The sequence below is a fragment of the uncultured Jatrophihabitans sp. genome, from assembly GCF_964246335.1.
Taxonomy (GTDB): Bacteria; Actinomycetota; Actinomycetes; order Mycobacteriales; family Jatrophihabitantaceae; genus Jatrophihabitans.
Window position 1 is genome coordinate 78993 of sequence record NZ_CAXTQF010000004.1, and the last position, 24820, is coordinate 103812.

The 24820-nt window shown below is 70.4% G+C and carries 25 protein-coding genes; 14 read left to right on the forward strand and 11 right to left on the reverse strand.

The window, feature by feature from the left end; genetic code table 11:
- Positions 1 to 3 precede the first annotated feature (3 nt).
- From ACFFCN_RS02415 to ACFFCN_RS02430, 4 genes are read right to left on the reverse strand one after another with little or no spacing between them, the layout of a single operon-like run.
- Positions 4 to 888, reverse strand: coding sequence for an amidohydrolase family protein (locus ACFFCN_RS02415; protein WP_375489362.1), 885 nt, complete (start codon positions 886 to 888; stop codon positions 4 to 6).
- Positions 885 to 1889 carry an amidohydrolase family protein gene (locus ACFFCN_RS02420; RefSeq protein WP_375489363.1) on the reverse strand — a complete coding sequence of 335 codons (1005 nt, stop codon included), beginning with the start codon at positions 1887 to 1889 and terminating at the stop codon, positions 885 to 887. Before ACFFCN_RS02420 ends, ACFFCN_RS02415 begins: the two co-directional genes overlap by 4 nt.
- Positions 1889 to 2572, reverse strand: coding sequence for a 4-carboxy-4-hydroxy-2-oxoadipate aldolase/oxaloacetate decarboxylase (locus tag ACFFCN_RS02425; protein WP_375489364.1), 684 nt, complete (start codon positions 2570 to 2572; stop codon positions 1889 to 1891). The genes ACFFCN_RS02420 and ACFFCN_RS02425 overlap by 1 nt, the downstream gene beginning before the upstream one ends.
- A complete protein-coding gene (locus tag ACFFCN_RS02430) occupies positions 2569 to 3963 on the reverse strand; it encodes an MFS transporter (RefSeq protein WP_375489365.1) in 1395 nt (464 codons plus the stop codon). Before ACFFCN_RS02430 ends, ACFFCN_RS02425 begins: the two co-directional genes overlap by 4 nt.
- A 125-nt stretch (positions 3964 to 4088) precedes the next feature.
- Between ACFFCN_RS02430 and ACFFCN_RS02435 the strand changes: the two genes are divergently transcribed.
- The 7 genes from ACFFCN_RS02435 to ACFFCN_RS02465 all read left to right on the forward strand — a co-directional run bounded on the left by ACFFCN_RS02435 (position 4089) and on the right by ACFFCN_RS02465 (position 11499).
- On the forward strand, positions 4089 to 4871 hold the full coding sequence (locus ACFFCN_RS02435) for an NAD(P)-binding domain-containing protein (protein WP_375489366.1): 783 nt from the start codon (positions 4089 to 4091) through the stop codon (positions 4869 to 4871).
- A gap of 13 nt (positions 4872 to 4884) precedes the next feature.
- Positions 4885 to 5532, forward strand: a complete 648-nt coding sequence (locus tag ACFFCN_RS02440; protein ID WP_375489367.1) for a GntR family transcriptional regulator — start codon at positions 4885 to 4887, stop codon at positions 5530 to 5532.
- A gap of 154 nt (positions 5533 to 5686) precedes the next feature.
- The gene (locus ACFFCN_RS02445; protein WP_375489369.1) at positions 5687 to 6631 is read left to right on the forward strand and encodes a VOC family protein; all 945 of its coding nucleotides are present in this window, start codon (positions 5687 to 5689) and stop codon (positions 6629 to 6631) included.
- Positions 6632 to 6647: 16 nt separating this feature from the next.
- Entirely contained in the window at positions 6648 to 8300 is a 1653-nt protein-coding gene (locus ACFFCN_RS02450) for an MFS transporter (protein ID WP_375489371.1), read from the forward strand.
- Positions 8301 to 8326: 26 nt separating this feature from the next.
- Positions 8327 to 9025, forward strand: coding sequence for a substrate-binding domain-containing protein (locus ACFFCN_RS02455; protein WP_375489373.1), 699 nt, complete (start codon positions 8327 to 8329; stop codon positions 9023 to 9025).
- Between the two features lie 54 nt (positions 9026 to 9079).
- On the forward strand, positions 9080 to 10561 hold the full coding sequence (locus tag ACFFCN_RS02460; protein ID WP_375489375.1) for an FAD-dependent monooxygenase: 1482 nt from the start codon (positions 9080 to 9082) through the stop codon (positions 10559 to 10561).
- Positions 10562 to 10683: 122 nt separating this feature from the next.
- The gene (locus ACFFCN_RS02465) at positions 10684 to 11499 is read left to right on the forward strand and encodes an LLM class flavin-dependent oxidoreductase (protein WP_375489377.1); all 816 of its coding nucleotides are present in this window, start codon (positions 10684 to 10686) and stop codon (positions 11497 to 11499) included.
- Positions 11500 to 11533: 34 nt separating this feature from the next.
- Here ACFFCN_RS02465 and ACFFCN_RS02470 read toward each other — a convergent pair whose 3' ends face one another.
- Both ACFFCN_RS02470 and ACFFCN_RS02475 read right to left on the reverse strand, forming a co-directional pair.
- Entirely contained in the window at positions 11534 to 12070 is a 537-nt protein-coding gene (locus ACFFCN_RS02470) for a pyridoxamine 5'-phosphate oxidase family protein (protein ID WP_375489379.1), read from the reverse strand.
- Between the two features lie 40 nt (positions 12071 to 12110).
- Positions 12111 to 12383 carry a hypothetical protein gene (locus tag ACFFCN_RS02475; protein ID WP_375489381.1) on the reverse strand — a complete coding sequence of 91 codons (273 nt, stop codon included), beginning with the start codon at positions 12381 to 12383 and terminating at the stop codon, positions 12111 to 12113.
- Positions 12384 to 12428: 45 nt separating this feature from the next.
- On the opposite strand from ACFFCN_RS02475, the gene ACFFCN_RS02480 reads away from it, so the two are divergent.
- Complete coding sequence (locus tag ACFFCN_RS02480) at positions 12429 to 13013, forward strand: TetR/AcrR family transcriptional regulator (protein ID WP_375489383.1); 585 nt, start codon at positions 12429 to 12431, stop codon at positions 13011 to 13013.
- A gap of 231 nt (positions 13014 to 13244) precedes the next feature.
- Positions 13245 to 14576: an NlpC/P60 family protein gene (locus tag ACFFCN_RS02485; RefSeq protein WP_375489385.1), complete on the forward strand. Its 1332-nt coding sequence runs from the start codon at positions 13245 to 13247 to the stop codon at positions 14574 to 14576.
- 16 nt (positions 14577 to 14592) lie between these two features.
- Here the strand turns inward: ACFFCN_RS02485 and ACFFCN_RS02490 are convergent, their stop codons facing one another.
- Positions 14593 to 14892 (reverse strand): hypothetical protein, encoded by a 300-nt coding sequence (locus ACFFCN_RS02490; RefSeq protein WP_375489387.1) that lies wholly within the window; start codon positions 14890 to 14892, stop codon positions 14593 to 14595.
- 73 nt (positions 14893 to 14965) lie between these two features.
- Positions 14966 to 16357 (reverse strand): FAD-binding oxidoreductase, encoded by a 1392-nt coding sequence (locus ACFFCN_RS02495; RefSeq protein WP_375489389.1) that lies wholly within the window; start codon positions 16355 to 16357, stop codon positions 14966 to 14968.
- Between the two features lie 180 nt (positions 16358 to 16537).
- Between ACFFCN_RS02495 and ACFFCN_RS02500 the strand changes: the two genes are divergently transcribed.
- The 3 genes from ACFFCN_RS02500 (at position 16538) to ACFFCN_RS02510 (ending at position 20985) form a co-directional block, all read left to right on the forward strand.
- Entirely contained in the window at positions 16538 to 19003 is a 2466-nt protein-coding gene (locus ACFFCN_RS02500) for a protease pro-enzyme activation domain-containing protein (protein ID WP_375489391.1), read from the forward strand.
- Positions 19004 to 19069: 66 nt separating this feature from the next.
- Positions 19070 to 20098, forward strand: a complete 1029-nt coding sequence (locus tag ACFFCN_RS02505; RefSeq protein ID WP_375489393.1) for a proline racemase family protein — start codon at positions 19070 to 19072, stop codon at positions 20096 to 20098.
- Entirely contained in the window at positions 20095 to 20985 is an 891-nt protein-coding gene (locus ACFFCN_RS02510) for an ornithine cyclodeaminase family protein (protein WP_375489395.1), read from the forward strand. Before ACFFCN_RS02505 ends, ACFFCN_RS02510 begins: the two co-directional genes overlap by 4 nt.
- A 12-nt stretch (positions 20986 to 20997) precedes the next feature.
- Here the strand turns inward: ACFFCN_RS02510 and ACFFCN_RS02515 are convergent, their stop codons facing one another.
- Complete coding sequence (locus tag ACFFCN_RS02515) at positions 20998 to 21195, reverse strand: hypothetical protein (protein WP_375489397.1); 198 nt, start codon at positions 21193 to 21195, stop codon at positions 20998 to 21000.
- A gap of 1057 nt (positions 21196 to 22252) precedes the next feature.
- Here ACFFCN_RS02515 and ACFFCN_RS02520 point away from each other — a divergent pair.
- Together ACFFCN_RS02520 and ACFFCN_RS02525 are read left to right on the forward strand one after the other, a co-directional pair.
- The gene (locus ACFFCN_RS02520; RefSeq protein WP_375489399.1) at positions 22253 to 22675 is read left to right on the forward strand and encodes a YciI family protein; all 423 of its coding nucleotides are present in this window, start codon (positions 22253 to 22255) and stop codon (positions 22673 to 22675) included.
- A gap of 6 nt (positions 22676 to 22681) precedes the next feature.
- On the forward strand, positions 22682 to 23836 hold the full coding sequence (locus ACFFCN_RS02525) for an RNA polymerase sigma factor (RefSeq protein ID WP_375489401.1): 1155 nt from the start codon (positions 22682 to 22684) through the stop codon (positions 23834 to 23836).
- Here ACFFCN_RS02525 and ACFFCN_RS02530 read toward each other — a convergent pair.
- The gene (locus ACFFCN_RS02530; RefSeq protein WP_375489403.1) at positions 23833 to 24240 is read right to left on the reverse strand and encodes a hypothetical protein; all 408 of its coding nucleotides are present in this window, start codon (positions 24238 to 24240) and stop codon (positions 23833 to 23835) included. The two genes, ACFFCN_RS02525 and ACFFCN_RS02530, sit on opposite strands and share 4 nt — an antisense overlap.
- 3 nt (positions 24241 to 24243) lie before the next feature.
- Complete coding sequence (locus tag ACFFCN_RS02535) at positions 24244 to 24795, reverse strand: DUF2510 domain-containing protein (protein ID WP_375489405.1); 552 nt, start codon at positions 24793 to 24795, stop codon at positions 24244 to 24246.
- Positions 24796 to 24820: the final 25 nt, after the last annotated feature.

Genomic DNA, 24820 nt, shown 5'->3' on the forward strand with positions numbered 1-24820 from the left:
GCTCTACCTCCAGTAGAGGCGTTCGGGGTTGTCCACCAACCAGGCGTGTTGTGCCGCCGGATCGCCGGTAACCCGCGGGACGAGGTCGACGAGTTGACCGTCGTCGGGCATGTGGCTCTTGAGGTTCGGGTGCGGCCAGTCGGTGCCCCACAGGACGCGGTCGCCGAACTCGCCGACGAGCGCAGCGGCGAACGGTATGACGTCGTCGTACGGCGGCCCGGTCCTGGTGAGCCGATCGGGGCAGGTGACCTTGACCCACACCTGCGGGTGGTCGCGCAGCAGGCTGCGGAAGCGTTCGAACTCGGGCCCGTCGGGGGAGTGCGTGACGTCGGGGCGCCCCATGTGGTCGACCACGAGGTCAGTGGGCAACGTCGTGAACAGCTCCCAGCGCTCGGCGAGGTCCGCGGGCTCGAAGTAGGCGACGATGTGCCAGCCGTAATTCGCGATGCGTTCTGCGATGGCGCGGTAGTAGGCGTCCGGCTTCGGGTCGACCAGTCGGCGCACGAAATTGAACCGGACACCGCGCACACCGGCTTCGTGCAGCTGCGCCAGTGCGTCGTAGGTGACGTCGTCGCGCACCGTGGCGATGCCCCGGGCACGATCGCCTGCGGTCTGCAGCGCATCGACGAGTGCGCGGTTGTCGGCGCCGTGACAGGTGGCCTGCACGATGACGGTGCGGTCGACGCCCAGGAAGTCCTCGCGCGCGAACAGCGTCTCCTTCGGCGCGTCGACCGGCGTGTACTTGCGTTCCGGCGCGTACGGGAAGACGTCCCCGGGCCCGAACACGTGTGTGTGGACGTCGACGGAGCCCGGTGGCAGCACGAAATCCGGCTTCGACGGCGCCGGGTCGAAGGGCAGGTAGTCGGCGTCGGGGACGTAGCGCGTCAACGTGCGGCCAACCGGGGGTACACGCGATGCGCATTGGTCTCGAAGACGGCGGCGCGCCCGTCGTCGTCGATGGACGCCGAGGCGTCGACGTAGCGACGCGTGTCGTCGAAGTGGTGTCCGGTGCGCGGGTCCACGCCGCGCACGGCGCCGACCATCTCCGAGCCGAAGAGCACGTTGCGCGTGGGCACGACGTCGAGCAGCAGGTCGATGCCGGGCTGGTGGTAGACGCAGGTGTCGAAGAAGACGTTGTCGAGCAGTGCCTGCTCGATCGGTGGCCGGTCCAGCATGTCTGCGAGCCCGCGGTAGCGGCCCCAGTGGTACGGGACGGCGCCGCCGCCGTGCGGGATCACGAAGCGCAGCGCGGGCAGGTCGGTGAACAGGTCCGCCTGCAGGAACTGCATGAACGCGGTGGTGTCGGCGTTGAGGTAGTGCGCGCCGGTGGCGTGGAAGACCGGGTTGTCCGACGCCGAAACGTGCACCATCGCCGGGACGTCGAGTTCGGTCATGGCCTCGTAGAACGGGTACCAGCTCTTGTCCGTCAGCGGGGGTGCGGCCCAGTGGCCGCCGCTCGGGTCCGGGTTGAGGTTGCAGCCCACCATGCCGAGCTCCTCGACGCACCGACGCAGCTCGGCCACCGACTCCTCGATCGGCACGCCGGGCGACTGCGGCAGCTGGCACACACCCGCGAACCGGTCGGGAAAGAGCGTGCACACGCGGTGGACGAGGTCGTTGCAGTGGGTGGCCCACGCGGCACTCTCGGCAGCCCCGCCGAGATGGTGACCCATCGCGGACGCACGTGGCGAGAAGATGGTCCGGTCGACGCCGCGCTCGTCCATCAGCCGCACCTGGCTGTCGCGCACCGAGTCGCGGATCTCGTCGTCGGAGATCGTCGGGTAGACCGGCGGGGTAAGCCCGTCGTCGTACGCCTGCAATTGCGCGGTGCGCCATTGCGTGTGCGCCGCCGGCGCGGTCGTGTAGTGGCCGTGACAGTCGATGATCACTACTCGCTGTACTCCTCGTACGTCAGCCCGCGGTCGGCGAGCTTGTCCCGCATGCCATAGATGTCGAGCCCAAGTTCGCCCGCGGCGAGCCGCTGCCGTTTGCCGTCCTCGTTCTCCTCGCGCTGACGTGCGGCGGCAAGCACGTCGGCGGCGCGCGTGCGCGCCACGATCACCACGCCGTCGCCGTCGGCCACCACGAGATCGCCCGGATGGACGTGGGCGCCGCCGCAGACGATGGGTGTCTGCACATTGCCGACGGTCTCCTTGACGGTGCCCTGGGCGCTGACGGCCGCGGACCAGACGGGGAAGCGCATCTCGGTTAGCTCGGCGGTGTCGCGCACGCCGGCGTCGATGACCAGCCCGACGACGCCGTGCGCGCGCATGCTGGTGGCCAGCAGCTCGCCGAAGTAGCCGTCGGTGCAGCTGCTGGTGGGGGTCACGACCAGCACGTCACCGGGCCGGGCCTGCTCGACGGCGACGTGCAGCATCCAGTTGTCACCCGGCGCGACCTCGCAGGTGAGCGCGGTGCCGGCGACGTGCGCCGGCCGGTAGATGGGTCGCAGCCGCGGATGCAGCAGGCCGGTGCGGCCCTGCGCCTCGTGCACCGTGGCCACGCCGATGCCGGCGAAGCCGGCGACGATCTCCGGGTCGGTGCGCGGCGTGCCGACGACGACGCGGCTCACGATGTCTTCGCCGTGAGCGGCACCGGAACGGCAGGCCGGCTACGCGCAGCGCGCCGATGGGTAGCCGCCGGGAGGTCAGCGCTGTAGAAGTCGACGTCCTTGGTCTCCGGGCCGATCCAGGCGCCGACGCCGATGAGCAGGCCGCCGAGCACGAGCAGCACGACCGGCGTGTAGACCGACGGCATCAGATGGCCGAGCCAGTCCTGGTAGTACGCGTACCCGGCCGTGACCAGCAGCGGCCCGCTGTAGCCGAGGCCGAAACCACTGCCGCGGATGGCGGACGGGAAGCGTTCGCACAGGTACGAGGGCGTCACCGCGAACATGCTCGCGCCGCTGACCCGGATGAGCAGCACCACCACGAACAGCGAGACCAGGCCGGAGCGGACGTCGGCAGCAAGGTAGGCGAACAGCAGCGCGCACACAATGCCGACGCCCACGCCGCAGCCCAGGAAGAACGGTCGCCGGCCCACCTTGTCCACCAGCGCGCCGAACAGCGGGAAGCACAGCGCGTGGACAAACTGCGCCACCACCAGCACGCCGGTGATCTGCGTTGCGGTCAAGGTGGTGCGTACGGCCAGCGTCGACGGCAACAACCCGGACGCCATGTTCGAGGCGAACCACACGCCGCTCATCAGCACGAAGACCTGCCAGAAGTTGCGACGTGCCGGCCCGAAGACCACGTCGCGCAGCGGGTTGCTGCGCTTGCGGGCGCCCTGCCACAGCGGCGATTCCTTGACCGTGCGCGCGTAGTAGACGAGGAACACGCCCGACAAGGCCGCGCCGACCATGAACGGGATGCGCCAACCCCACTGCACGTAAGCCGACCCCGGTCCCTTGGCGGGCGCGAACTGCAGCGTGATGAAGGTCAGCAACGAGATCGCGCAGTACGCCAGGGGGAAGCCGATGCTCACCAGGCCGCCGTACAGCCCGCGCTTGCGGTTGCCTGCCGTCTCCATGGCGAGCGGGATCGCGCCGGTGTACTCGCCGCCGAGGAACAGCCCGTCCACGAGGCGGAGCACGATCAGCACGATGACCGCCGTAAGCCCCCAGCTCGAATAGCCGGGCAGGACGGCGATCACCAGGGTGGTGACGCCGCATCCGGCGACCGACCACAACGTCACCCGGCGGCGTCCCACCCGGTCCGCGAGCCGGCCGAAGATCACCGAGCCGATGGGACGCCCGACCAGGGTCGCCACGAACACCAACGCGCTGATGATCGACTTCGTCGAGGTCGGCAGCGACGCGGGAGTGAAGTAGGCGAGCGCCGGGGTCAGCGCGATGGTCGGCAGGTAGACGTCGTACATGTCGACGAAGAACCCGAAGGCGCCACCGATAGTGGCGGAACGCAGTTGTTGGCGGGACACGCCCGTGTCGGGCGGCGCAGCGGTCAACACAACCTCCAGCGATTGTTGACAATACTGTGCACGTTTCGCGCGCCAGCCGGGCATGTCAAGGGTTTGACGGCGATTCGACCCGCGTGTAACGCTGAATTGTTCACAATGTGCGAGGAGGGCACGTGCTGACGGTGGCTGTGCTGGGCCTCGGCGAGGCCGGCGGCGCGATCGCGGCGGACCTGATCGCCGCCGGCGTCACCGTGCGCGGCTACGACCCGCAGCCGAGCGCGCAGTCGGGCGCCCCTGCGGCGCTCGTGCCCTGCCCCGGCGAGGCCGAGGCCACCCGCGGCGCCGACGTCGTGCTCAGCGTCAACAGCGCGGCCGCCGCGATGGACGCCCTGCGCGCCGGTTTCGTCAACGCTCGACCGTCGAGCGTGTGGGCGGATCTGAACACCGCATCACCGCAGCGTGAACGAGAGCTCGCCGGCGTCGCCCGCTCGGCCGGTGTCCCGTTCGCAGACGTGTCGCTGATGGCGCCGGTGCCGGGCAACGGTCTGCGCACGCCGATGCTCGTGTCCGGAGACGGCGCACCTCGCTACGCCGAGCTGTTCCGGCCGCTCGGCGCCGATATCGAGGTGCTCGAGCTACCGGCCGGCGAAGCCGCGCAGCGCAAGCTCCTGCGCAGCGTCTTTTTCAAGGGCACGGCCGCCGCGGTGACCGAAGCACTGCACGCTGCGCAGGCTGTTGGTATGCAGCAGTGGATGCGAGAGCTGATCGGTGCCGAGTTCGAGCGTGCCGACGCCTCGTTCGCGCAGCGGTTGGAACGCGGCAGCGTCCAGCACGCAGTGCGACGCCAAGAGGAGATGGCCGCGGCGGTCGAGCTGCTCGACGAGCTGGGCGTGCCGCCGCGAATCGCTGCAGCAGCCCGCGATTGGCTCGCTGACCTCGCGGCCGGGACCGAATAACATCTGCGATGTCATGACCACTTCCACGAGCGCCACGGACCAGTTCGCCGTGGCCGACGGCATTCGCGCCGGCATCCTCGACGGCGAGTTCGCGCCGGGTCAGCGGCTGGTCGAGGCCGAGCTCACCGCACGCTTCGGGGCCAGCCGGGGAGCGGTGCGCGCTGCCCTTGTCGACCTGGCCCACGAGGGGATCGTCGAGCGCATCGTCAACCGCGGTGCCCGCGTGCGGACCGTCAGTCTCGACGAAGCCGTCGAGATCACCGAGGCCCGCATGGTGCTCGAGGGGCTGTGCGCGGCCAAGGCCGCCGAGCGCATCACCGACGACGAGATCCGCGAGCTGCGCGCGCTGGGCGAGCAGATGCGGGCGGCGGTTGCTGCCGGTGAAGTCATGACGTACTCGCAGCTCAACCAGCGCCTGCACAACCGGGTCCGCGAGATCAGTGCGCAACCGGTTGCCGCCGACCTGCTCGGTCGGCTGCGCGCGCAGAACGTGCGCCATCAGTTCCGGCTCGCGCTGCGTCCGGGCCGACCCCAGGTCTCCCTGCCCGAACACCTCGCGATCATCGATGAGGTGTGTTCCCACAATCCCGATGCGGCCGAGCGGGCGGCTCGACGGCACCTCACCAGCGTCATCGAGGCGCTGCGCAGCGAGCCGTCCTGACGCCCGCACGCGTCGGGTATGCGTACACGGAACCGGCACGAAAGGGCATAGTTCGGGTTGCGGCGATGTCAATAAAATTGTTGACAATGCATCGACCTGCGGCCTACGTTCCGAGACACCGCACGGCCGGACCGTGCCCTGCGTCAGGAGTTCGATGCCGCCGCGTCATGACGTCGCACATCTCGGCCATGTCGAGCTGTACACGCCCGTCCTGGACGACACGGTCGACTTCTTCGTGCAGTTCCTCGGGCTCACCGAGACCGGGCGCGAGAGCGACTCGGTCTTCCTGCGGGCCTGGGACGACTACGAGCGGACGACGCTCAAGGTCACGGGTCGCGATACATCGGGCGTCGGCCGGACGACGTTCCGCGCGGCGAGCCCGCAGGCGCTCGACCGATTGGTCGAGGCGATCGACGCGGGCGGAGCAGGGGTCGGCTGGAAGGACGGCGATCCGGGGTACGGGCCGACCTATCTCTTCCGCGACCCCGACGGTCACGAACTCGGCGTCTACTACGACAGCGAGTGGTACCGGCCGCCGGCGCAGCTGACCCCCGCATTGAAGAACCAGGCACAGGCGTTGCCGTCCCACGGCGTACCGGTGCGGCGGCTCGATCACGTCAACTACCTCGGCGTCGACGTCGTCGCGAACCGCGACTTCTTCCGCGACACACTCGGCGCGCTGGTGACCGAGCAGATCGTGCTCGACGACGGGTCCGTCAACGGCAGCTGGACGACATTCACGAACAAGGGCTACGACGCCGTCTACACCCGAGACCACACCGCGACGCCGGGCCGGTTGCACCACCTCGCGTTCGCGGCCGACGGCCGCCCGGACATCCTGCGCGCCGCCGACCTGGCGATCGAACAGGGCGTGTTCATCGAGACGGGACCGCACAAGCACGCGATCCAGCAAACCTTCTTCCTCTACGTGTACGAGCCCGGCGGCAACCGCATCGAGTTGTGCCATGCCGGCGCGCGGCTGGTGCTCGCGCCGGACTGGCAGCCGGTCGACTGGACCGAGGCCGAGCGCGCCAAGGGCCAGGCATGGGGGCTGAAGACCATCGAGTCCTTCCACACGCACGGCACTCCGCCCGTCTGACGACCCAGGGGGAACAATGAGCGACACGGTTGCGGTAACGCATGACAAGCCTTCGGTCCTGCCCAAGCTCGCGGTGGGGACGCTGGTTGCGGCGGTGGCGGCGTGTTTCGTCGCCCAGCTCGGGGTGAGCATCCCGGCGACGACGCAGGGCTACATCAACCAGGACCTGCACATCTCCTCGACCACGCTGACGTGGGTCTCGGATGCGTTCATGGTTCCGGTCACCGTCCTCGAGCTGTCTTTCGGCGTGATGGGTGACCTGTTCGGTCGCAAGCGGCTGCTCGCGATCGGCGGGGCACTCATGACCCTCGGCGGTCTGCTGGCGTTCCTCACGCCGGAGAACCACGGCGCCGGACTGCTGCTGACCGGCCAGGTGATCTCCGGGATCGGTGCCGCCGCGCTGTTCCCGACCTCGATCGCGATGATCGCGGCCGGCACGCACACGGTGCACGACCGCGCGCGGGCCCTGTCGATCTGGGCGGCCGCGCTCACGACCGGCGGATTCGTCTCCCCGTTGATCGGCGGCGTTCTCGCCAAGGTGCACCACTCGGGCGGGGAGTTCGCCAGCTGGCGGTGGGCCTTCCTCGCGGTGGCCGTACTCGCGCTGATCGGTGTCGTCATCACGATGCTGTTCGCGCACAACTCCGCCTCGCCTGCCGGGCGCTCGCTGGACTGGCCCGGGCAGCTGGCGATCGCCGTGGCGCTGGTCGCGTTGATCTACTCGGTGGTCCAGGGCGCATCGGCAGGGTGGGGGAGCGGGCTGATCATCGGCGGGTTCGTGGTCGCGGTGGTGTTCCTCGGGCTCTTCGTGGTGATCGAGCGGCGCGTCGACAAGCCGCTGATCCAGCTCGAGCTGTTCAGCAATCGGATGTTCACGGTGTCGGCCGTGGTGACGGTGCTCGGGATGTTCGCCTACCTGGGTACGGCCTACGGCACCAGCATCCGGCTCTCGGCGATCCAGGACTACACACCGTTGAAGACGTCGGTCGGTTTCGTGCTGCTCAACATCATGGGTGTGGTGCTCTTCCCGGTGAGCAGCAAGATGCTGCAGAAACTCAACCCGGGCTGGGTGCTCGCGGCCGGTATGGCACTGATCGGCATCGGCGACGTCGCCCTTGCCGCCATCCCCGCGACGCACCTGGGCCTGGCCGCGGTCGCGGTGCCGCTCCTCGTCGTCGGAGCCGGTTTCAAGACCGCGGTCACCGCGATCACCGTCGTCGCCGTCAACAGCGTGCCGACGTCCAAGGCGGGCATGGCCAGCGGTGCGACCAGCATGCTGCGCGACTTCGGGCTGACCCTCGGGCCGGCGATCGTCGCTGCCATCGGGTTGACCACCGCTGCCAGCACGATCAGCGCGAAGATCGCGTCGTCACCGAGCCTGGGCAAGGCCGTCGACGCGTTCAACTCCTCGGCCAAGATCCCGCCGCCGGTCAAAGGCGCGGTGAACTCCGGTCCGCTCGGTGCGAACGCGATCCCCAACCCGCCGAACCCGCTCAAGGACGTCGCCTTCAACGCCCTCTCGCACGGTTACGGCATCGCCTACCTCGTCTGCGGTATCTCCGCCCTGCTCGCCGCGCTCATCGCCGCGGTCATGCTCGGCGGTCGCGCGCACACGCACGCGTTCGTTGCCGAGCCGGCAGCCGAGACAGTGCCCGCCGCCTCTCGCTGACATCCGACGGGGGAGAGGGACGACACGTGCCGAACCAGGTCGTGGGCCTGTCGTCGATGGCCACGAAGGACCTGCTCGCTGAACTGGGCGACGCGCTGCGACGCGATCATTCGGTGTCGGTCAGTTTCGCCTCAGCCGGCGGGGTCGCGGTCGCGCGGCAAATCCGCAACGGAACGCAGGCGGACCTTGCGGTGCTCGATGCGGCGACGATGTCGGAGTTGGCGGACGACGGCTTCTTCGTGCCCGGCACGCTGACACCGTTGTACGTCTCTGATGTGGTCGCTGCCGTGCCCGAGGGCGCCCCCCCGGTGTCGATCTCGTCGCAGGACGAGGTGCGCCGGGCGCTGTTGGACGCCGAGCGCATCGCGTACTCGACCGGGCCGAGCGGAAGAGCGCTGCTGGGACTCCTGGAGCGTTGGGACTTGCGCGATGTCCTCGCGGCGCGGCTCGTGCAGGCCGAGCCGGGCTCGCCCGTCGCCGGCCTGCTCGCTGGGGGAAAGGCTGATCTCGGGTTCCAACAGCGCAGTGAACTATCCGGTTCGGCCGGTGTGCGCGTGCTCGGTGCCCTGCCGGGATCGGCCGCGATCAAGTCGACGTTCAGCGGCGCTGTCCTGGCCCGCTCGACACAGCACGGACCGGCTCGAGAAGTACTCGATCTCCTTCGTGCCGACGATGCCGAAGTGCGTGTCCGCGCCGCAGGTATGGCGTTGGCGTGCGATCTTTAGATCGTTGAGGGCCCAGCGCCAGCCCGGGTCCGTGTTTGGGTCGAAGGAGTCGCATTGCCCTCGTCGGCGAGTCCGGTCCTGGTGGTGGGCGCCGGCCCGGTCGGACTCACCGCCGCGCTGATGCTGGCGCGGCACGGCACACCGGTACGCGTCATCGACCGCAACGACGGTCCCACCAACCTGTCCAAGGCGTTGGTCGTATGGCAGCGCACGCTGGAGACACTCGGCCCGGTGCTGTCGCACGACCGGTTCTGCGCCGAGCATCCGGTGCTCGAGCAGGTCGTCATCAGCACCGGTGGCCGCCGCCGGGGGCGCCTGCCCATGCCGGACCGGGGTACGGGCGTGCCGCCCTGCGTGTTGGTGCCACAGAGCGCAACCGAGCGCATCCTGCTGGCAGGCCTGGCCGACCTCGGCGTGCAGGTGGAGCGCAACACCGAGCTGACCGCCGTCGAGCCTGGTGATGAGTCCGTCGCCTGCGAACTGACGTCAACCAGCGGCTCGTCGTCGGTGCGCACGCCGTGGTTGGTCGCGTGTGACGGCAGCCATTCGGTCACGCGACACGCGCTGGGTCTCGAGTTCCCGGGTCATGCGGTCACCCATCGTTGGTTGCTGGCGGACTTCGACCTGGTGCCCGATACCGCGAACGACGAACATGCCATCCAGATCCAATTGGCCCGTGGGATCGCAGCACTGTTCCCGATGGGGAACGACCGCTTCCGGCTCATCGCCGACCTCGGCGCGACCGACGTCGAGGGCGAGACGCCCACGCTCACCAAGGACGAGGTGCAAGCCGTTCTGGATGAGCACACCGACCTCGGCTACCGCATCGCGAGCATGCACTGGGTGTCGTGCTTCGGAGTCAACGAGCGGCAGGTCGCGTCCTATGTGCACGGCCGCGTCCTGCTCGCCGGCGATGCCGCTCACGTGCACAGCCCGGCCGGGGGCCAGGGGATGAACACCGGCATGCAAGACGCGGCCAACCTCGCCTGGAAGGTCGCTCTCGTGGAACGGGGAGCCGCCCCGCCCGCACTCCTGGACAGCTATCAGGCCGAGCGGCACCCCGTCGGCGCCGCGGTCGTCAAACAGTCCGGCGCGCTACTCGAAGCCGCGATGCTCACCGAGCCACTGCGGTCCATGCGCGACCATCTCCTGCCGTTGGCGTTGTCCGTCCCGGCCGTGCAGCACGGATTACGCACGTTTCTCACCGAGGAGGCGATCAGTTACCACGACGCCAGCCCCCTGGCCGACGGCACCGGTGACAAACACTCCGTCCGCTCCGGGGACGGCTGGCCGCTCGCGTCAGGCGCCGAAGCCGAGCTGATTCTGTTCGGCGACGCCGCCCGGGTCGACGTGCCCGCCACCTTCGGCGCGCCCGACGGATTCCCGCTGACGATCGTGCGCGCCGACGCCGGGCATCCGCAGGCGCACTCGGTCCCGCGCGATACCGCCGCGGTGCTGGTCCGTCCCGATGGTGTCGTCGCGACCGTCGCCCGCGACGCCGCGACCGCCATGGCATGGCTCGATCGGCTGCGCTGACCAGCCCTCGGTCGAACCGCCGACGATCAATATTCGTGGTTCCGCCCGGACGCCGACGATGGTTAGCTGATCATTCGTCGGGAGCTCGGGCGTGACGTGCCTGCCGGTGGAGAGGACAGCTCATGACCGACACGGCCCACCCGTTCCGGTTCGGCATCGTGGCCCCGTTCATGCCCGATCTGCCGACGTGGAGCGAGCAGGTGCGCCGCATCGCAGGGCACGGCTACTCGACTGTGCTGATGCCGGACTTCCCACTGCTGCAGCCGGCCCCCGCGGCCGCACTCGCCGTTGCGGCGACGGTGGCAGACGTGCGGGTGGGCACCTGGGTATACGCCGCGCCGTTGCGCGCGCCGTGGCTCACCGCGTGGGAGGCGCACTCGTTGACGGTGCTGACGCAGGGTCGGTTCGAGATGGGCATCGGCGTCGGCCGGCCCGGCATCGAGGACGAACTGCGCGAGCGCGGACTGCCCGTGCCCACGCCGGGCCAACGGCTGGACCTGGTGCGTCAGGTCGTCGCCGCGCTGCGCGACCGCGACGGCGAGCAGCAGCACACGCCCGTGGCGATGGCGGTGATCGGCCCGAAGGCGCGGGCGCTGGCTGCCGAGATCGCCGACACGGTCACCTTTGCGATGGCGCCGAACGAGCCGCGGGCCACAGTGATCGAGCGCATTCGCGACTTCCATCCCACTCGCGACGTCGAGCTCTCGATACACATTCCGGTGGTCGGCGACGCCGTCTCCCCGTTCATGGCCCCACCGGACACCGACACCAGCGCGCTGCAGGCAGCCGACGCGCTCGCCTGGCTGCCGGCGGACCCGACGGCCGCCGCCGACGAGCTGCGTCGCCGCCGCGAGGAGATCGGCGTGTCCTACTTCGCGTTCGGCGCGAACAATGCGGACACCTTTGCCCCGCTCGTCGCCGAGCTGGCCGGTCAGTAGGACCCGCCACGATCCGTCCACCGCATGCCAAGCGTCAGGGGCGGAAGCGGGTCTGCGTGAAGTGCTCGCCGCGCGCGAACGACAGGACCTTGACCGGGCGCACGGCGAACACCGGGACGACGGTGCCCGCTTCGACGTTCGGTGCCTGGCCGTCGAGGCGGTGTCGGAAGCCCTCGTCGTCGACGTCGTAGGCCCAGTCGAGTCTCGAGCGCCACATCTGCGCGAGGCGCTCGAGCGTGCCGCGGTCGGTGACCCGTTCGGCACGTCCCTCGACCACCACGTCCAGACCGTGCCGGTAGGAGTTCGTCCCGGTGGTGAGCACGCAGTGCGGGTCGCGGGTCAGGTTGCGGCCCTTCTGCTCCTCGAGCCCGGTGCCGAAGTGCAGGGCGCCGTCGAGCCACATCGCTGGCAGCGGGGTGACATGCGGTCGGCCGTCGGCTCGGACGGTGGAGATCCAGTAGATCTCCGCCTGGTCCAGCGCCTCGGCGACGTCGTGCCAGGGAGTTGCTGTGCTGCCGGGACTGCTGAACCCGGAGTGGAGTTCCGGCGTGGGTTCGGTGTTCGTGGTCACGGTTACCTTCAATGCTGTCGTCCGGCGCTATCCGAGCGCTTCAGCCGATGTTGTCGGGCGCGCGTTCTTGGCCGTCGACGTCCAGGAAGACATCGAACACGGTCTTCGCGTGCTTCTTCGGACGGGTGATCACCGTGCACGTCTTCCCGGCCACGTCGACGGGGTGTCGCGACTTCCAGCGCAACACCTTCGTGTCGCCGGCGGCGAATGTCCCGTCGACGTAGACCTCGCGCCGACCGCCCCAATACGACCAGCGCAGCTCGATCTGATGGCCGGTGCCGTGCACGTCGACGTTCCACGTAGCGCGATCCATGAGGCCCTCCATATATAAGCTACAGTTTGTTGCATAATTGCACGGGTGAGCTCTTCCCGCCAGCGCGGACGACCGGCCGACCCGCGGGTGGAACGTGACGTTCGGGCCGCTGTCTCCGCGGAGCTCGCCGAGCACGGCTGGCGCGGCGTCAGCGTCGAGCGCGTCGCCGCACGCGCGGGTGTTGCCCGCACGACGATCTACCGCCGGTACGGATCCGCAGAGGGCCTGTTGCTGTTGATGATGGGCGACATCTACGCCAGGGTGCCGGTCGCCGACACGGGCTCGCTGCGCGAGGACCTGATCGCGCTCATGCGTGGCGTCGAACGAGTCTGGCGCGCCCCCGAGCACGCGGCCTATCTCGCGGCCATCATCGCGGCGACGCACGTCGACCCCGGGTTGGCACGCGCCTATGCCGAGCAGTTCGCCCAGCGTAGGAACGCGACCAGCATGATCGTGATCCGCGCGAAGGAACGCGGCGAGCTGCATGCCGACAGCGACGGTGATCTGTTGCTGGACCTGCTCGCGGGCATTGCCGCCCAGCGGGTACTGCTCCGTCAGATGCCGCTCGGGCGGCAGCTCGCGACGCACGTCGTGGATGCGCTGCTCGTCGGCTTCCTGCCCCGCACGTAGCTCGGCGCGCCGGCCGAATGGCGCGGGCCGAGGATCTCTCCTGCTCGCAACGCTCAGTTCGGTCCGGCAGGTGCCGTTAATACGCACGTGGGGCCGGCGATGCGCGCGATAGGGATCTCGCCAGGACGAGTACGGGCGAGACGGATAGAGTTTCGACGTAGCTTGGGTAGGTCGCTTGATCACACCCGGCAGTTGACCTGTAAGCGATCGGTGGGGGTTGCGGTGCCCGACATGCGTGAGCGTCGAGTCCGCCTACCCGCGCGTTCGGCCCGGCTGACCTCCTCGATCGCGTTCTTCGTCGTGATCATCTCTGCGATCGCCGGCGGCGCCGTGTCGTCCGGCAACCTGTCGTCCGCCGTCAAGGGCCTCAAGGCCGCGCAGCAGCACAGGGCGCTGGCCTCCGCGTCGCGCTCGTCAGGCGGCAGCATCCTGTCCACCCCTGGTGCGCCCGCGGGCGCGCAGCAGGCCGGGGCGCCGGCGGCGGCCGCCGTGGCGGCTCCCGGGACCACGCCGACCATGTCGATGGACGCGCCGATCCAAGGTGGCCTGACCGCCCACCAGGAGCAGGCGCTGTCGGCGAAGCTGCTGCGAACTCACCAATCCGCTGGTGTCGCACCACGTTCGGCGTCCTGGACACCGGCTATGGGCCGCAGCGCCGTCGCACGGGCGCGGTCCTGGCTCGGGATGCCGTACTCCTGGGCCGGTGGCAGCGCCACCGGGCCGACGTTGGGGCGGTGCGACCCGGGCACGGGCGGCGATCTGGACTGTCACGTCGTCGGGTTCGACTGCTCCGGGTTGATGACCTACGCCTGGGGCGCCTACGTGGCGCTCCCGCATCTGGCCGACAGCCAGCGCTTTGCCGGCGCATTCCACCCGGCCGTCAATCAGTTGCTGCCGGGCGACCTCGTGTTCTTTGCCGGCTATCTCCCGGACGGCACCGGGCACGTCGCGATCTACGCGGGCAAAGGCATGGTCATCGAGGCGCCGGACAGCGGCTCGGTGGTCCGCACGGCCGCACTGTCCGAGGTGATGGCCGCGGACGGTGCATACCGCGGTGCCGTCCGGCCGATGACCGGCCAGACGCCGACGCTCAGTCCCGTCGGCGCCCCGGTCTCGACCGCCGGCGGCAAGGTCACGCTGCGCGGCACCCACCTCGACGGTGTGGACGCGGTGCACCTCGGCAGTGTCACGGTGCGGCGATTCCTGCAGCACTCGGACTCGGCCATCGTTTTCCGCGCACCGGCGCACAAGCGCGGCCTGACCGCTCTGGCGGTGTCGACGTCGTGGAAGGCTCAGTCGGCGCCCGTGGCGCTGGGATACGTGCAGCCGCACCGCGCCACACCCGCGGCGCCGGTTGCGAAGTCCGCACCCAGCTCGCACGCCGCACCCGCGCCGACGTCGGGCTCGACGACGTCGGGCACCAAGTCCTCGCCGACGGTGCCGAGCAGCCCGACCACGGCGCCGAGCACGCCGTCCACCGACCCGTCGACGTCGTCGGCCCCGGAGACGCCGTCGAACACCTCGGCGCAGTCGACGGCGAGCGGCAGCAGCCCGACGGGCTAGGACCCGCGACGGCGGGTCACGCCAGGTTCGGCCGGGGCCAGCGATAGTCGCGCAGCATTCCCGTGCCGTGTCCGCAGACCGGGCAGCGCACGTCAGCCGTCGGGATTCCCTGGCTGACGCAGTTCAGCCGGATGCAGGTGAAGGCGCCACCGGCCGCGTCAGCGGTTGCGGCAGCTGCGGTGCCCGGAAGCGCGATCCACGTTTCGCCCGCTTCGCTCGCGGGACCCCACACCTCGAGCAGCTCGGGGACGTCATTGCCGGCGCGGTCGGCGCGGCGCGTGTTTCTGCCTGACGTCATCGTCTTGCGCCAGCTCATCCCGTCGCCCGCTTCCGCCGTTGACCATGATCGGTCCCGCCAGCGTATGCCGATCGGTCGGTCCGTGAGCGGTCTAGGCGCCGGAGTCGGCGGCGGCCACCCGCTGGAAGGCGAGCACGCCGTCGGGATCATGCCGATGGACCGCGCCCAGGAGCCGGTCGAGCACCGCAGGGGTGTACGCCGCGCCCGTGCCGGGCTGGCCTTCCCGGAAGCCGGGCGCGGACCGGCCGATGGACACCGTCGCGGCTGCGGCCGCCACCTCCGCCAACCGCGCGTCGGCCGCGCGCCGTCCCGCGTCGTCCGAGCCACTGCCCACCGCGTGCAGCAGGTAGGGCGCGGGCACGACCGTCAGTGCGCCATCGGCCGCGGGACCGGCCGGGTCGGCCGGTGCGACGTGCCGCAGCTCGATCATGTTGAGCCCGTCGTCGTCGCCGATCCCGGCGGCGTCGAAGATTGCCACGAGCTGCTCGGCGTCGACGGAGCCGAGCCACATTCCGTCCCCGCGCGCAGGTACGGCGGCCGGCGGGTCGAGGTGGATCGCCGACAGCGCGTCCGCGTCGGCCGGCCCGGTGGTGTCGACGGCGGGGTCGGCGACGGACGCCATCGCAGCGCGCATCGACGCGAGCCCAGCCTCGCCGCTGACCGACGCGTAGGACAGGTGCACCACGACGGTGCCCAGTAGCTCGTCCGGGAACGGGCCCTCCGGCGGGACGGCGAGCAGCGCCACCGTGCTGGTCAGCCCGGCCGGCGCGTCCGCGAGCTGCGCCGCCCAGGCCGCGGCGAGAGCCGGCAGGTGTTCGGCGGGCCACAGCAGATATCCCGCCCATAAGTCGGACACGGCGACGAGGTCGAATTCGAGTTCGGTGGCGATGCCGACGGGTGCCCCGCCGCGGAACGCCCACAGCGCGTCCGGGTCCGCGTCGTGCGCGTCCGTGCGAAGCACGGCGCCGAGCCCGTCCACGAACTCCACCGCGCGCAACGTCGCCGACGCCAGACCGTGTGGACGCGCCAGCCAGCCGACTCCGCCGTTGACCACGTAGCCGGCCACGCCCACCGTCGGGGACGTGCCGGACAGGCCGAGCAGCCCGTGCTTGCGCGCCTCGGCCTGCACCTGCGACCACTGCGCGCCGGCCCCGACCCGGACGGTGTGGGCCTGCGCATCGACCGACACGGACTGCAAGGAGGACGTGTCGACGAGCACGAGCTCGTCCCCGATCGGCTCGCCGGCGCCGTGTCCGGTGGCCTGCACGGCTACCCGGACCCCGGCGTCGCGTGCAAGCGCGACTGTCGCGGCGACGTCCGATGCCGACCGTGGCCGGACGACCGTGCTCGGCTCCTGCGCGAAGCTGGAGTTGTCCGGCGAGGTGGCGTCGTCGTACTCGTCCGTGCCGGCACGGAACACCGCGGCCGGCGCGAGCGCGCCCTGCAGCCTCTCGGCGAAGCGGGTCGGGTCGGGTGATGTCACGTCAGTCCTCCTGGAAGTCGAGGCGGGTGATGTGCAGCGTGACAGGCACCTCGGACGTTATTACGCAGCGTGCCTGAGAGATCACTGTGGGTAGCTGCAGGTTGTTCGGCTGGCCACATCGCCGGGCCCGGGATATACCGATGCCAGCGTTCTCTTCGACTCCCGGGATCGGACCAATCCATGGCCAAACTGCTCCTTCGTGCCCTCACCTCGGCTGCCCTGATCAGTACAGCCGGAGTCGGGGTCAGTGCCGCTGCCGCGCATGCCGCCGAACCGCGGGTGCCGGTAGCCGGCAGTGCAGCGAAGAACCTGTCGACCTCGACGCGCCTCGGCGCCGAGCCCGGCTCGACCAAGCTGACCCTCGCCGTCACCCTGCCGCTGCGGCACCGGGCCGAGCTCGACCGGCTGATCGCGGACGTGTCGAATCCCGCGTCACCGAACCACGGGCATTACCTGACTGCGGCACAGTTCGCCGCGCGATACGCGCCGACCAAGGCTGCGGTGCGCACGGTGACGAAGTACCTGCGCAGCTCCGGTCTCACGGTGACGAAGATCAGCTCCAACCGCACCGTCGTCGACGCGTCCGGTAGCGCGGCCAAGGCCCAGACGGCCTTCGGGACGAAGCTCGGCCGCTACCACGACGCGAAACTGCGCCGCACGTACCTCGCCAACCCGGCGGCGGTCACGCTGCCGACGTCGGTCGCCGCCGACGTTCTCGGCGTCGTCGGGCTGGACACGCACTACAGGCAGTCGCAGCCGCCGGTCACCCACACCACGGGACCGCGCGTCGGCTCGGGTCCGGCCGGCGGGTACACGCCGACCGAGCTCAAGACCGGTTACGACGTCACCCCGCTCGCGTCCGCCGGCTACACCGGTGCCGGCCAGAAGATCGGCCTGTTCGAGCTGGCCGGTTTCAAGCAGAGCAACATCACTGCCTACGACAACCAGTACGGCCTGGGCAGCGCGGCGCCGACCGTGACGAGCGTCGACGGCGGCAACACGACGCTCGGTGACGCCGAGGTCGAGGTGGAGCTGGACATCGAGGTCGCACAGGCGATCGCGCCGTCGTCCACCATCACCGTCTTCGAGGGCCCGAACACCGACCAGGGCGTGATCGACACCTACAACGCGATGGCGACGTCGGACACGACGTTCACCAACTCGACCTCGTGGGGCGAGTGCGAACCCAGCTCGAGCGCGGCGACGATCAACAGCGAGAGCCAGATCTTCGCGCAGATGGCCGCGCAGGGTCAGGGCCTCTACGCCGCGTCCGGTGACAGCGCCGCCTACGACTGCGGCACGTCCGGCCAGCTGGCCGTGGACAACCCCGCCGACGACCCGAACGTCACGGGCACCGGCGGCACCCACCTGACACTCGGCTCGGGTGGCGCGTACTCCGCCGAGACGCCGTGGGACACCAAGGCGACCGAGGGCGGTGGCGGCGGCGTCAGCACCACGTTCGCCCTGCCGTCCTACCAGTCCGGCGTGCCTGGGCTGCCGAGCGCATGCACGAAGCGTTGCGTGCCGGACATCTCCGGTGACGCCGACCCGGCCACCGGTTACTCGATCTACTCGCAGGGAAAGTGGACGGTCGTCGGCGGCACCAGCGCCGCGGCTCCGCTGTGGGCCGGCTTCACCGCCGTCTACAACCAGGACGCCCTGGCCAACGGCAAGTCGCGGCTCGGCTTCGCGAACCCGACGCTGTACTCGCTGAAGAAGAACAGTCAGACGTACACCCCGTTCCACGACATCACCACCGGCCACACCAGCACGACGACGAACTGGCCGGCGACCACCGGCTACGACCTCGCCACCGGGATCGGCAGCTTCGACGGCAACAACCTCGCCCGCGACCTCGTGGGCGGCGGCGGCACGGCGACGAACGACTTCTCGATCGCGGCGAGCCCGACGAGCATCAGCGCGGCGCAGGGCGCATCGGCCACGAGCACCATCTCGACAGCGGTCACCAGCGGAAGCGCGCAGACGGTGGCACTGTCCGCGAGCGGTCTGCCGTCGGGTGCGACGGCGTCCTTCTCGCCGACGAGCGTGACGGCGGGCGGGTCGTCCACGTTGACGCTCACCGCAGGCTCGTCGACCGCGGCGGGGACGTACTCGGTGACGGTCACCGGCACCGGCGCGTCGGCCACGCACACGACGACCGTCAGCTTCACGGTGACCGCGACCGGCGGTGGCGGTGGTTCGTCGCAGGTGGTCGCCAACGGCGGCTTCGAGTCCGGCACGACGCCGTGGACGCTGTCTTCGGGTGTCCGGGACAACTCGAGCTCGGAGCCGGCGCACAGTGGCTCGTACAAGGCCTGGTTCGACGGCTACGGCTCGACGCACACCGACACCGCCACCCAGTCGTTGACGATTCCGTCCGGGCACACGAGCGGCACGTTGTCGTTCTACCTGCACATCGACACGGCGGAGACCACGACGAGTACGCAGTACGACAAGTTCACGGTGAAGGTCGGCTCCACCACCGTGGCGACGTACTCCAACCTGAACGCCGCGAGCGGGTACGTGCTGCACTCGGTGAACCTGACCGGTCTCAGCGGGACGGTCACATTGAGCTTCAGCGGAACCGAGGACAACAGCCTGCAGACGTCGTTCGTGCTGGACGACGTGAGCCTGACCGTCAACTGATCTGCGCACGGGCGAGGGGCGGCCGGATCCGGCCGCCCCTCGACTCGCTGCTCGATCGAGCACGGCATGCTGGGCGACGTGCTGCCCGCGACGATCTCGACGTGCGACTACCACACCGGCGGCGAACCGTTCCGGATCGTGTCGGACCCGCCGGTCCCGATCCCGGGCGCGACGGTGGCCGAGCGCCGGGCGCGCGCGATCGACGACCCGGACGTGCAGGACCTGCGTGCCGTGCTGTGTTCCGAACCGCGCGGTCACGCCGACATGTACGGCGGGTTCGTCGTTCCGCCCGACGACGACGGCGCAGTGCTCGGTGTTCTGTTCTGGCACAAGGACGGCTTCTCCACGGCGTGCGGGCACGGCACGATCGCGCTCGGCGTGTGGGCGGTGGAGACCGGACTCGTCGCGGCGCCGGAAACCGGCAGTGTGGACGTGGTGATCGACGTCCCGTCCGGACGGGTGACGGCGCGCGTACACCTCGACGCCGCGCGCATCACCGGCGTCGATTTCGTCAACGTCGCGAGCTGGGTGATCGCTCGGGACGTGCCGGTCAGCACATCGCGCGGCGCGGCGCGGGTGACCGTCGCGTACGGCGGCGCGATCTACGCGACGCTGCCCGCCGCCCAGCTCGGACTGTCCGTGGCCCCGGAACACCTCGGTGACCTCATCGCGGTGGGCCGGGAGATCAAGTGGGCGCTGAACGACACCGAGCACGCGCACCATCCGGGCGATCCGCGGCTGAACGGTGTCTACGGGACGATCTGGTTCGACGAGCTCGGCGACTCCGCCGGGGAAGTGCACCAGCGCAATGTGACCGTCTTCGCCGACGGCGAGGTCGACCGGTCGCCGTGCGGCTCCGGCACCTGCGCGCGACTGGCGGTGCTCGCGGCCGACGGCCGCCTGCCCGCCGGCACCGTGCTCCGGCACGACTCCGTCGTGGGCAGCACGTTCCTCGGCAGGGTGCTCGACAGGTTCGCAGTCGGCGACCGCGCCGCCGTGCTGCCCCAGGTCAGCGGCATGGCCTACCGGACCGGTGAGCACGTGTTCTCGATCGATCAGCGCGATCCGCTGGTGCCCGGATTCGTGCTGCGGTGAGGTACGTCGATGCTGCCGGGGTGGCCGCGCTGGGGCCCGCGGCAGCCGTCGACGCGATCACCGACGCGTTGCTCGGCGGTGTGGATCCCGCGCTTGACCACCCTCGCGTCCCGGTCGACCTCGGCAACGGGCAGTTCCTGCTGATGCCGTCGCAGACCACATCCGCAGCCGGGGTCAAGGTCGCGACCGTCGCGCCCGCCAATGCGGCGCGGGGGCTACCGAGGGTTCAGGCGGCCTACCTGCTCTTCGACCGCGACACCCTCGCGCTGCGCGCCGTCCTGGACGGCGCAGCCCTGACCACGCTGCGCACGCCGGCGGTGTCGGTGGCGGCGATCCGTCACCGGCTGCCCGAGCGGGCAGTGCGGATGGCCGTTGTCGGCGGGGGTCCGCAAGCCGTCGCGCACGTCGACACCCTCGCTGCCGTTCACCCGGTCGGGCGTGTCGACTACCTCGTCCGCGATCCGTCGCGCACCACGCTCGACGCTACGGCACTCGCCGGCCCGGAAGCAGGACAGATATTGCGTCGCGCGGACGTCGTGATCTGCGCGACCTCGGCTCGCGCGCCATTGTTCGACTCCGCCGTCTTGCGCAGTGACGTCATCGTCGTCGCTGTCGGTTCCCACGAACCTGACGCGCGCGAGCTCGATGCTGCGCTGCTCGCCCGCGCATGCGTCGTCGTCGAGGACGTCGACACCGCCCTACGTGAAGCCGGTGATGTCGTTCAGGCCGTGGCGGAGGGCGCGCTCGGCGTCGCGGACCTGGTCGCGATGCGCGACGTCGTCACGGGTCAGGTCGACATCGCGGCGGATCGCGCGTTGGTGTTCAAGTCTGTGGGCATGGCGTGGCAGGACCTCGTCGTTGCCACGGCGATCATCGAGCGGCGCTGACCGCTGCGCCGGTCAGGCCGTGTTGAGAGCACGCCGGCGGTCGCTCGACCGACGCCGCCCCAATGCCAGCGCGAGCACGATCATCGCCACGCCGAGCACGAGCAGCCCGGTGAACAGCCAGCCCAGCGGCCCGCTGAACACCGACCACCCGGTGATCGCGGTGATGCCTCTGCCGAGGTTGCGCAGCGGGTCGATCGCGGGTGGGAGCACCGGCGAGAGCGACGTCGGCTGCCGTTTCCGGGCAGCGCGCGAGTGCGATCGCCGGGCGGGTGCGGCATGTCCGCTGGTGTGGTGACGCGCGGCGGTGATCCGGTGCGAATGGCCGGCTGCGAGAAGCGTGCGCCGATGCACGGCTGCTCCCGCAGCGGCTCGCGCGGGCGTCCGCGCTGCTGCATTCGAACCGTTGCCGCTGCGTTGGGTGGTGGTCGCCGAGGGTGCGGCTGCCGTCGGCGATGCGACAGGTGACGCAACGATCGGCGGCATCGTTACGCGCGGCACGGACACGGTCGGCAGCGACACGGGGATCGACGGGACGCCGATCGGTGACGCGCCGAGGTGCCGACGGGCGAGGCGCGCATGGCCGGCGGATTCCGCGACGAGGCGCCCGACCGACCTGCGAGCAGCAGACGCATGGCGGGCGGCCCGATGAGGCTCGACCCTGCGCGCGGGGAGCCAGAGTCCGCGTCCGAGACGGCCGTGCGACAGAGCCGGGCGCACCGCACGACGGGCGACGCCGGCGTGCCGGGCGCTCGGGTGGTGCGCCGCGGACGCATGCGCCGTCCGGTGCGCGTCATGCCCGTTCGTTCGGGAACGGCCGTGCGTACGGGGGCGCGCGTGCGTCCGGGAAGGATGGTGCGTGCGGGAAGGGTGGTGCGTGCGGGAGTGGTGGATCCGCTGGGCGTGATGCGCAGTCGGCTTGTGTACGGAGGGCGCGGCTCCTGCCGGCGTTGCGACCAACAGCATTGCGCCCGCCAACATCGCCACAAATCCGGCAATCGCGACGGCCCACGGGGTGCGGGCCCCCTGCCGGCGCGGGGCGGTCACGTTCGGCGAGGAAGACACTGCCGACCCACCCCCGTTACGTCGACGTCGGCAATTTGGGCATTCGTGAAGATCACGTGAAGTGTAACTTGCTCACCGAGACCGGACAACCGCGCACCGGACAGCGCGGATCCCGATCGCGCCGGATGTCGAGAACCGTGGGCCGGCTCCGTTCTCTGGTCGAGGGCGGCAGGATGGTCGCCCCGGATGCGAAGGAGCAAGCGTCATGGCGAAGTACCTGCTGCTGAAGTACTACCGCGGCGGCCCGGAACCGGTCGGCGAGACGCTCGTGGGCGCGACACCCGACGAGATGCAGGCGCACGTGGATCACATGAGCAAGCTGAACGAGGAGTTGGCCGAACGCGGCGAGTTCGTCGACGCCCAGGGGCTTGCCCCGACCGGCACGTTCGTCCGTGGCGGTGGACCGGATGGCGCACCCGTCACCGACGGCCCGTTCGCCGAGACCAAGGACCTGATCGCCGGGTTCTGGATCGTCGACGTCGAGTCGGAGCAACGCGCCCACGAGATCGCTGCGCGTGGCTCTTCCGCTCCGGGCAAGGGCGGCAACCCGGTCAACGACTGGATCGAGGTGCGTCCGCTGATGTCCGAGGCGCCCGCGTCGTTCGACGAGCTGTTCGACCAGCTCTAGGCCGGCGTGGACGACCTCCTGCGCGGACTCGGCCCGCGAGCGCTCGGCGTCCTCGTCCGTCGCGGCGACGACTTCGCGGCGGCCGAGGACGCGGTGCAGGAGGCGCTCGTGGAGGCGTACCGGCGCTGGCCGGACGCCGGCGTCCCAGCCGATCCCTTGGGCTGGGTGATCACGGTCGCGCACCGCCGCTACCTCGACGGATGGCGATCCGACGTTGCGCGGCATCGACGCGAGGATGCGGCACTTGCCGAACCGCCGCCGGGTCCGACCGAGAACGCCGACGACACGTTGCAGCTGCTGTTCCTCTGCTGCCATCCGGCGCTGTCGTCCGCGTCGGCGGTGGCGCTGACCCTGCGGGCCGTCGGCGGTCTGACCACCGGTGAGATCGCCGACGCGTTCCTGGTGCCGGAGACGACGATGGCGCAGCGCATCAGCCGGGCGAAGAAGACCATCGCGGGCGTTCGGGTGGACCGGCCGGGTGAGCTCGACCGGGTGCTCACCGTGCTGTACCTGATCTACAACGCCGGGCACTCCGGAAGCGTCGACCTCGCCACCGAGGCCATCCGGCTCGCCCGCGATCTCGCCGACGTCGTACCCGACTCCGAAGCCGGCGGATTGCTGGCGTTGATGCTGCTGCACCACGCGCGCCGCGACGCCCGCACGGATGACGCCGGGCGTCTCGTCACCCTGGACCGCCAGGATCGGTCCCGGTGGCACCGGTCCGAGATCGCCGAGGGCGTGGCGATCCTGCAGGCGGCGCTGGCGCAGGATCGGTTGGGGCCGTATCAAGCGCAGGCGGCGATCGCGGCGCTGCATGACGACTGCCCGGTTGCCGAGCAGACGGACTGGAGCCAGATCCTCCAGTGGTACGACGAGCTCGCCCGGCTGCGGCCCGGCGACCCGGTGGTTGCACTGAACCGCGCCGTGGCGGTCGGCGCGGTCGACGGCCCGCGCGCGGGGTTGGCTGCCGCCGCGGATCTCGACTCCGCCCTCGGCGGCCGACACCGGTTGGCCGCGGTGCGTGCGTATCTGCACGAGCACGCGGGTGAGACGGAGCTCGCAGCGCAGCTGTACGAGCAGGCGTCCGCCGCAGCGACGAACGTGCAGGAGCGCGACCACCTCGCGGCGCAGGCAGCCCGGCTACGGCACGTATCTGGCTAGCCGGGAGGGCCGTCCGGAACGAGCTTCCACACTGCGGCTGAATCTGCCGCGGCGAGCTCGAAGCAGCCGAATCTGAGCATGCGCGTCGGCACGTGGTCGCGAACGCGGTCCAGGGGCAGCGCGTCGATCGCGCGCAGCTGTGCCTGACGGCGGAAACCACCCTTGATGACCGGGCTGGGCTCGACCTCGGCGCCGGTCACCGTTCCCACGATCGCGATCGCGCGCAACGGATCACCCGACGGATACGCGGTCGTCGGCGAGTAGATGAGGATGCCGTCGCTGATCGCCATCCGCGCCAGCGGCGCACGCTTGCCGTGATTGGCCATGACGTAACCGAGTTCGACACCGCGCCGAGCGTGTTCGAGCGACGCGACCAGCACCCACGTACGAGGGGGAGCCTTCACCCGCTACGACGCAATCGGGTCGCGCCCCTGCACATTGTTGGTGCTGACGTGCTCGGTCCACTGCTGTCCGTCGTAGTACCGCAGCTGGTGCCGGCCTCCGGGATCCTGGTACCAGCCCGGGGCTGCGGCACCAGCGCCGTGCTGCTGCGTCCCCGAGCCGTGTGCCTGCGCACCGGGGCCGCCGTGCGGCGACTGCGCACCGGGGCCGCCCTGGTGGCCGGCGGCCAGCGGCACCACCTCGCGGATCGCGATCGCGCCGCTGCCGAAGATCGTCAACGGCGCTCGCCAGGTGATCACTGCGGCGCCACCGGGCGGCACGTCGACCAGCACCGAGGACATCCCCATCTGCGGGCGGAACAGGTACTTGACCCACACCGTCACCTCGTAGCGCCCGGCGGGCACCGGCACGGTGTTCTGCTTCCACCGACCGGCCGTGGGCGGCGAGCCGTTGACGGAGAAGTGCGGTGTGCAGAAGTAGAGCAGGAAGGCCAGCGGCACGAAGGTCGGCCGGATGTCGAGCACCGAGTCGGCGCGCTGTGCGTTCGGGTCCGTCATGTGTCCCTCCAGGGTCGGCCGTCGT

Bases quoted from the DNA above. Each gene is read 5' to 3' on its own strand.
- ACFFCN_RS02440 (WP_375489367.1), top strand. From the start codon at position 4,885: ATGACCACTTCCACGAGCGCCACGGACCAGTTCGCCGTGGCCGACGGC.
- ACFFCN_RS02445 (WP_375489369.1), top strand. From the start codon at position 5,687: ATGCCGCCGCGTCATGACGTCGCACATCTCGGCCATGTCGAGCTGTAC.
- ACFFCN_RS02450 (WP_375489371.1), top strand. From the start codon at position 6,648: ATGAGCGACACGGTTGCGGTAACGCATGACAAGCCTTCGGTCCTGCCC.
- ACFFCN_RS02465 (WP_375489377.1), top strand. From the start codon at position 10,684: ATGACCGACACGGCCCACCCGTTCCGGTTCGGCATCGTGGCCCCGTTC.
- ACFFCN_RS02475 (WP_375489381.1), bottom strand. From the start codon at position 12,383: ATGGATCGCGCTACGTGGAACGTCGACGTGCACGGCACCGGCCATCAG.
- ACFFCN_RS02485 (WP_375489385.1), top strand. From the start codon at position 13,245: ATGCGTGAGCGTCGAGTCCGCCTACCCGCGCGTTCGGCCCGGCTGACC.
- ACFFCN_RS02490 (WP_375489387.1), bottom strand. From the start codon at position 14,892: ATGAGCTGGCGCAAGACGATGACGTCAGGCAGAAACACGCGCCGCGCC.
- ACFFCN_RS02500 (WP_375489391.1), top strand. From the start codon at position 16,538: ATGGCCAAACTGCTCCTTCGTGCCCTCACCTCGGCTGCCCTGATCAGT.
- ACFFCN_RS02505 (WP_375489393.1), top strand. From the start codon at position 19,070: ATGCTGGGCGACGTGCTGCCCGCGACGATCTCGACGTGCGACTACCAC.
- ACFFCN_RS02520 (WP_375489399.1), top strand. From the start codon at position 22,253: ATGGCGAAGTACCTGCTGCTGAAGTACTACCGCGGCGGCCCGGAACCG.
- ACFFCN_RS02535 (WP_375489405.1), bottom strand. From the start codon at position 24,795: ATGACGGACCCGAACGCACAGCGCGCCGACTCGGTGCTCGACATCCGG.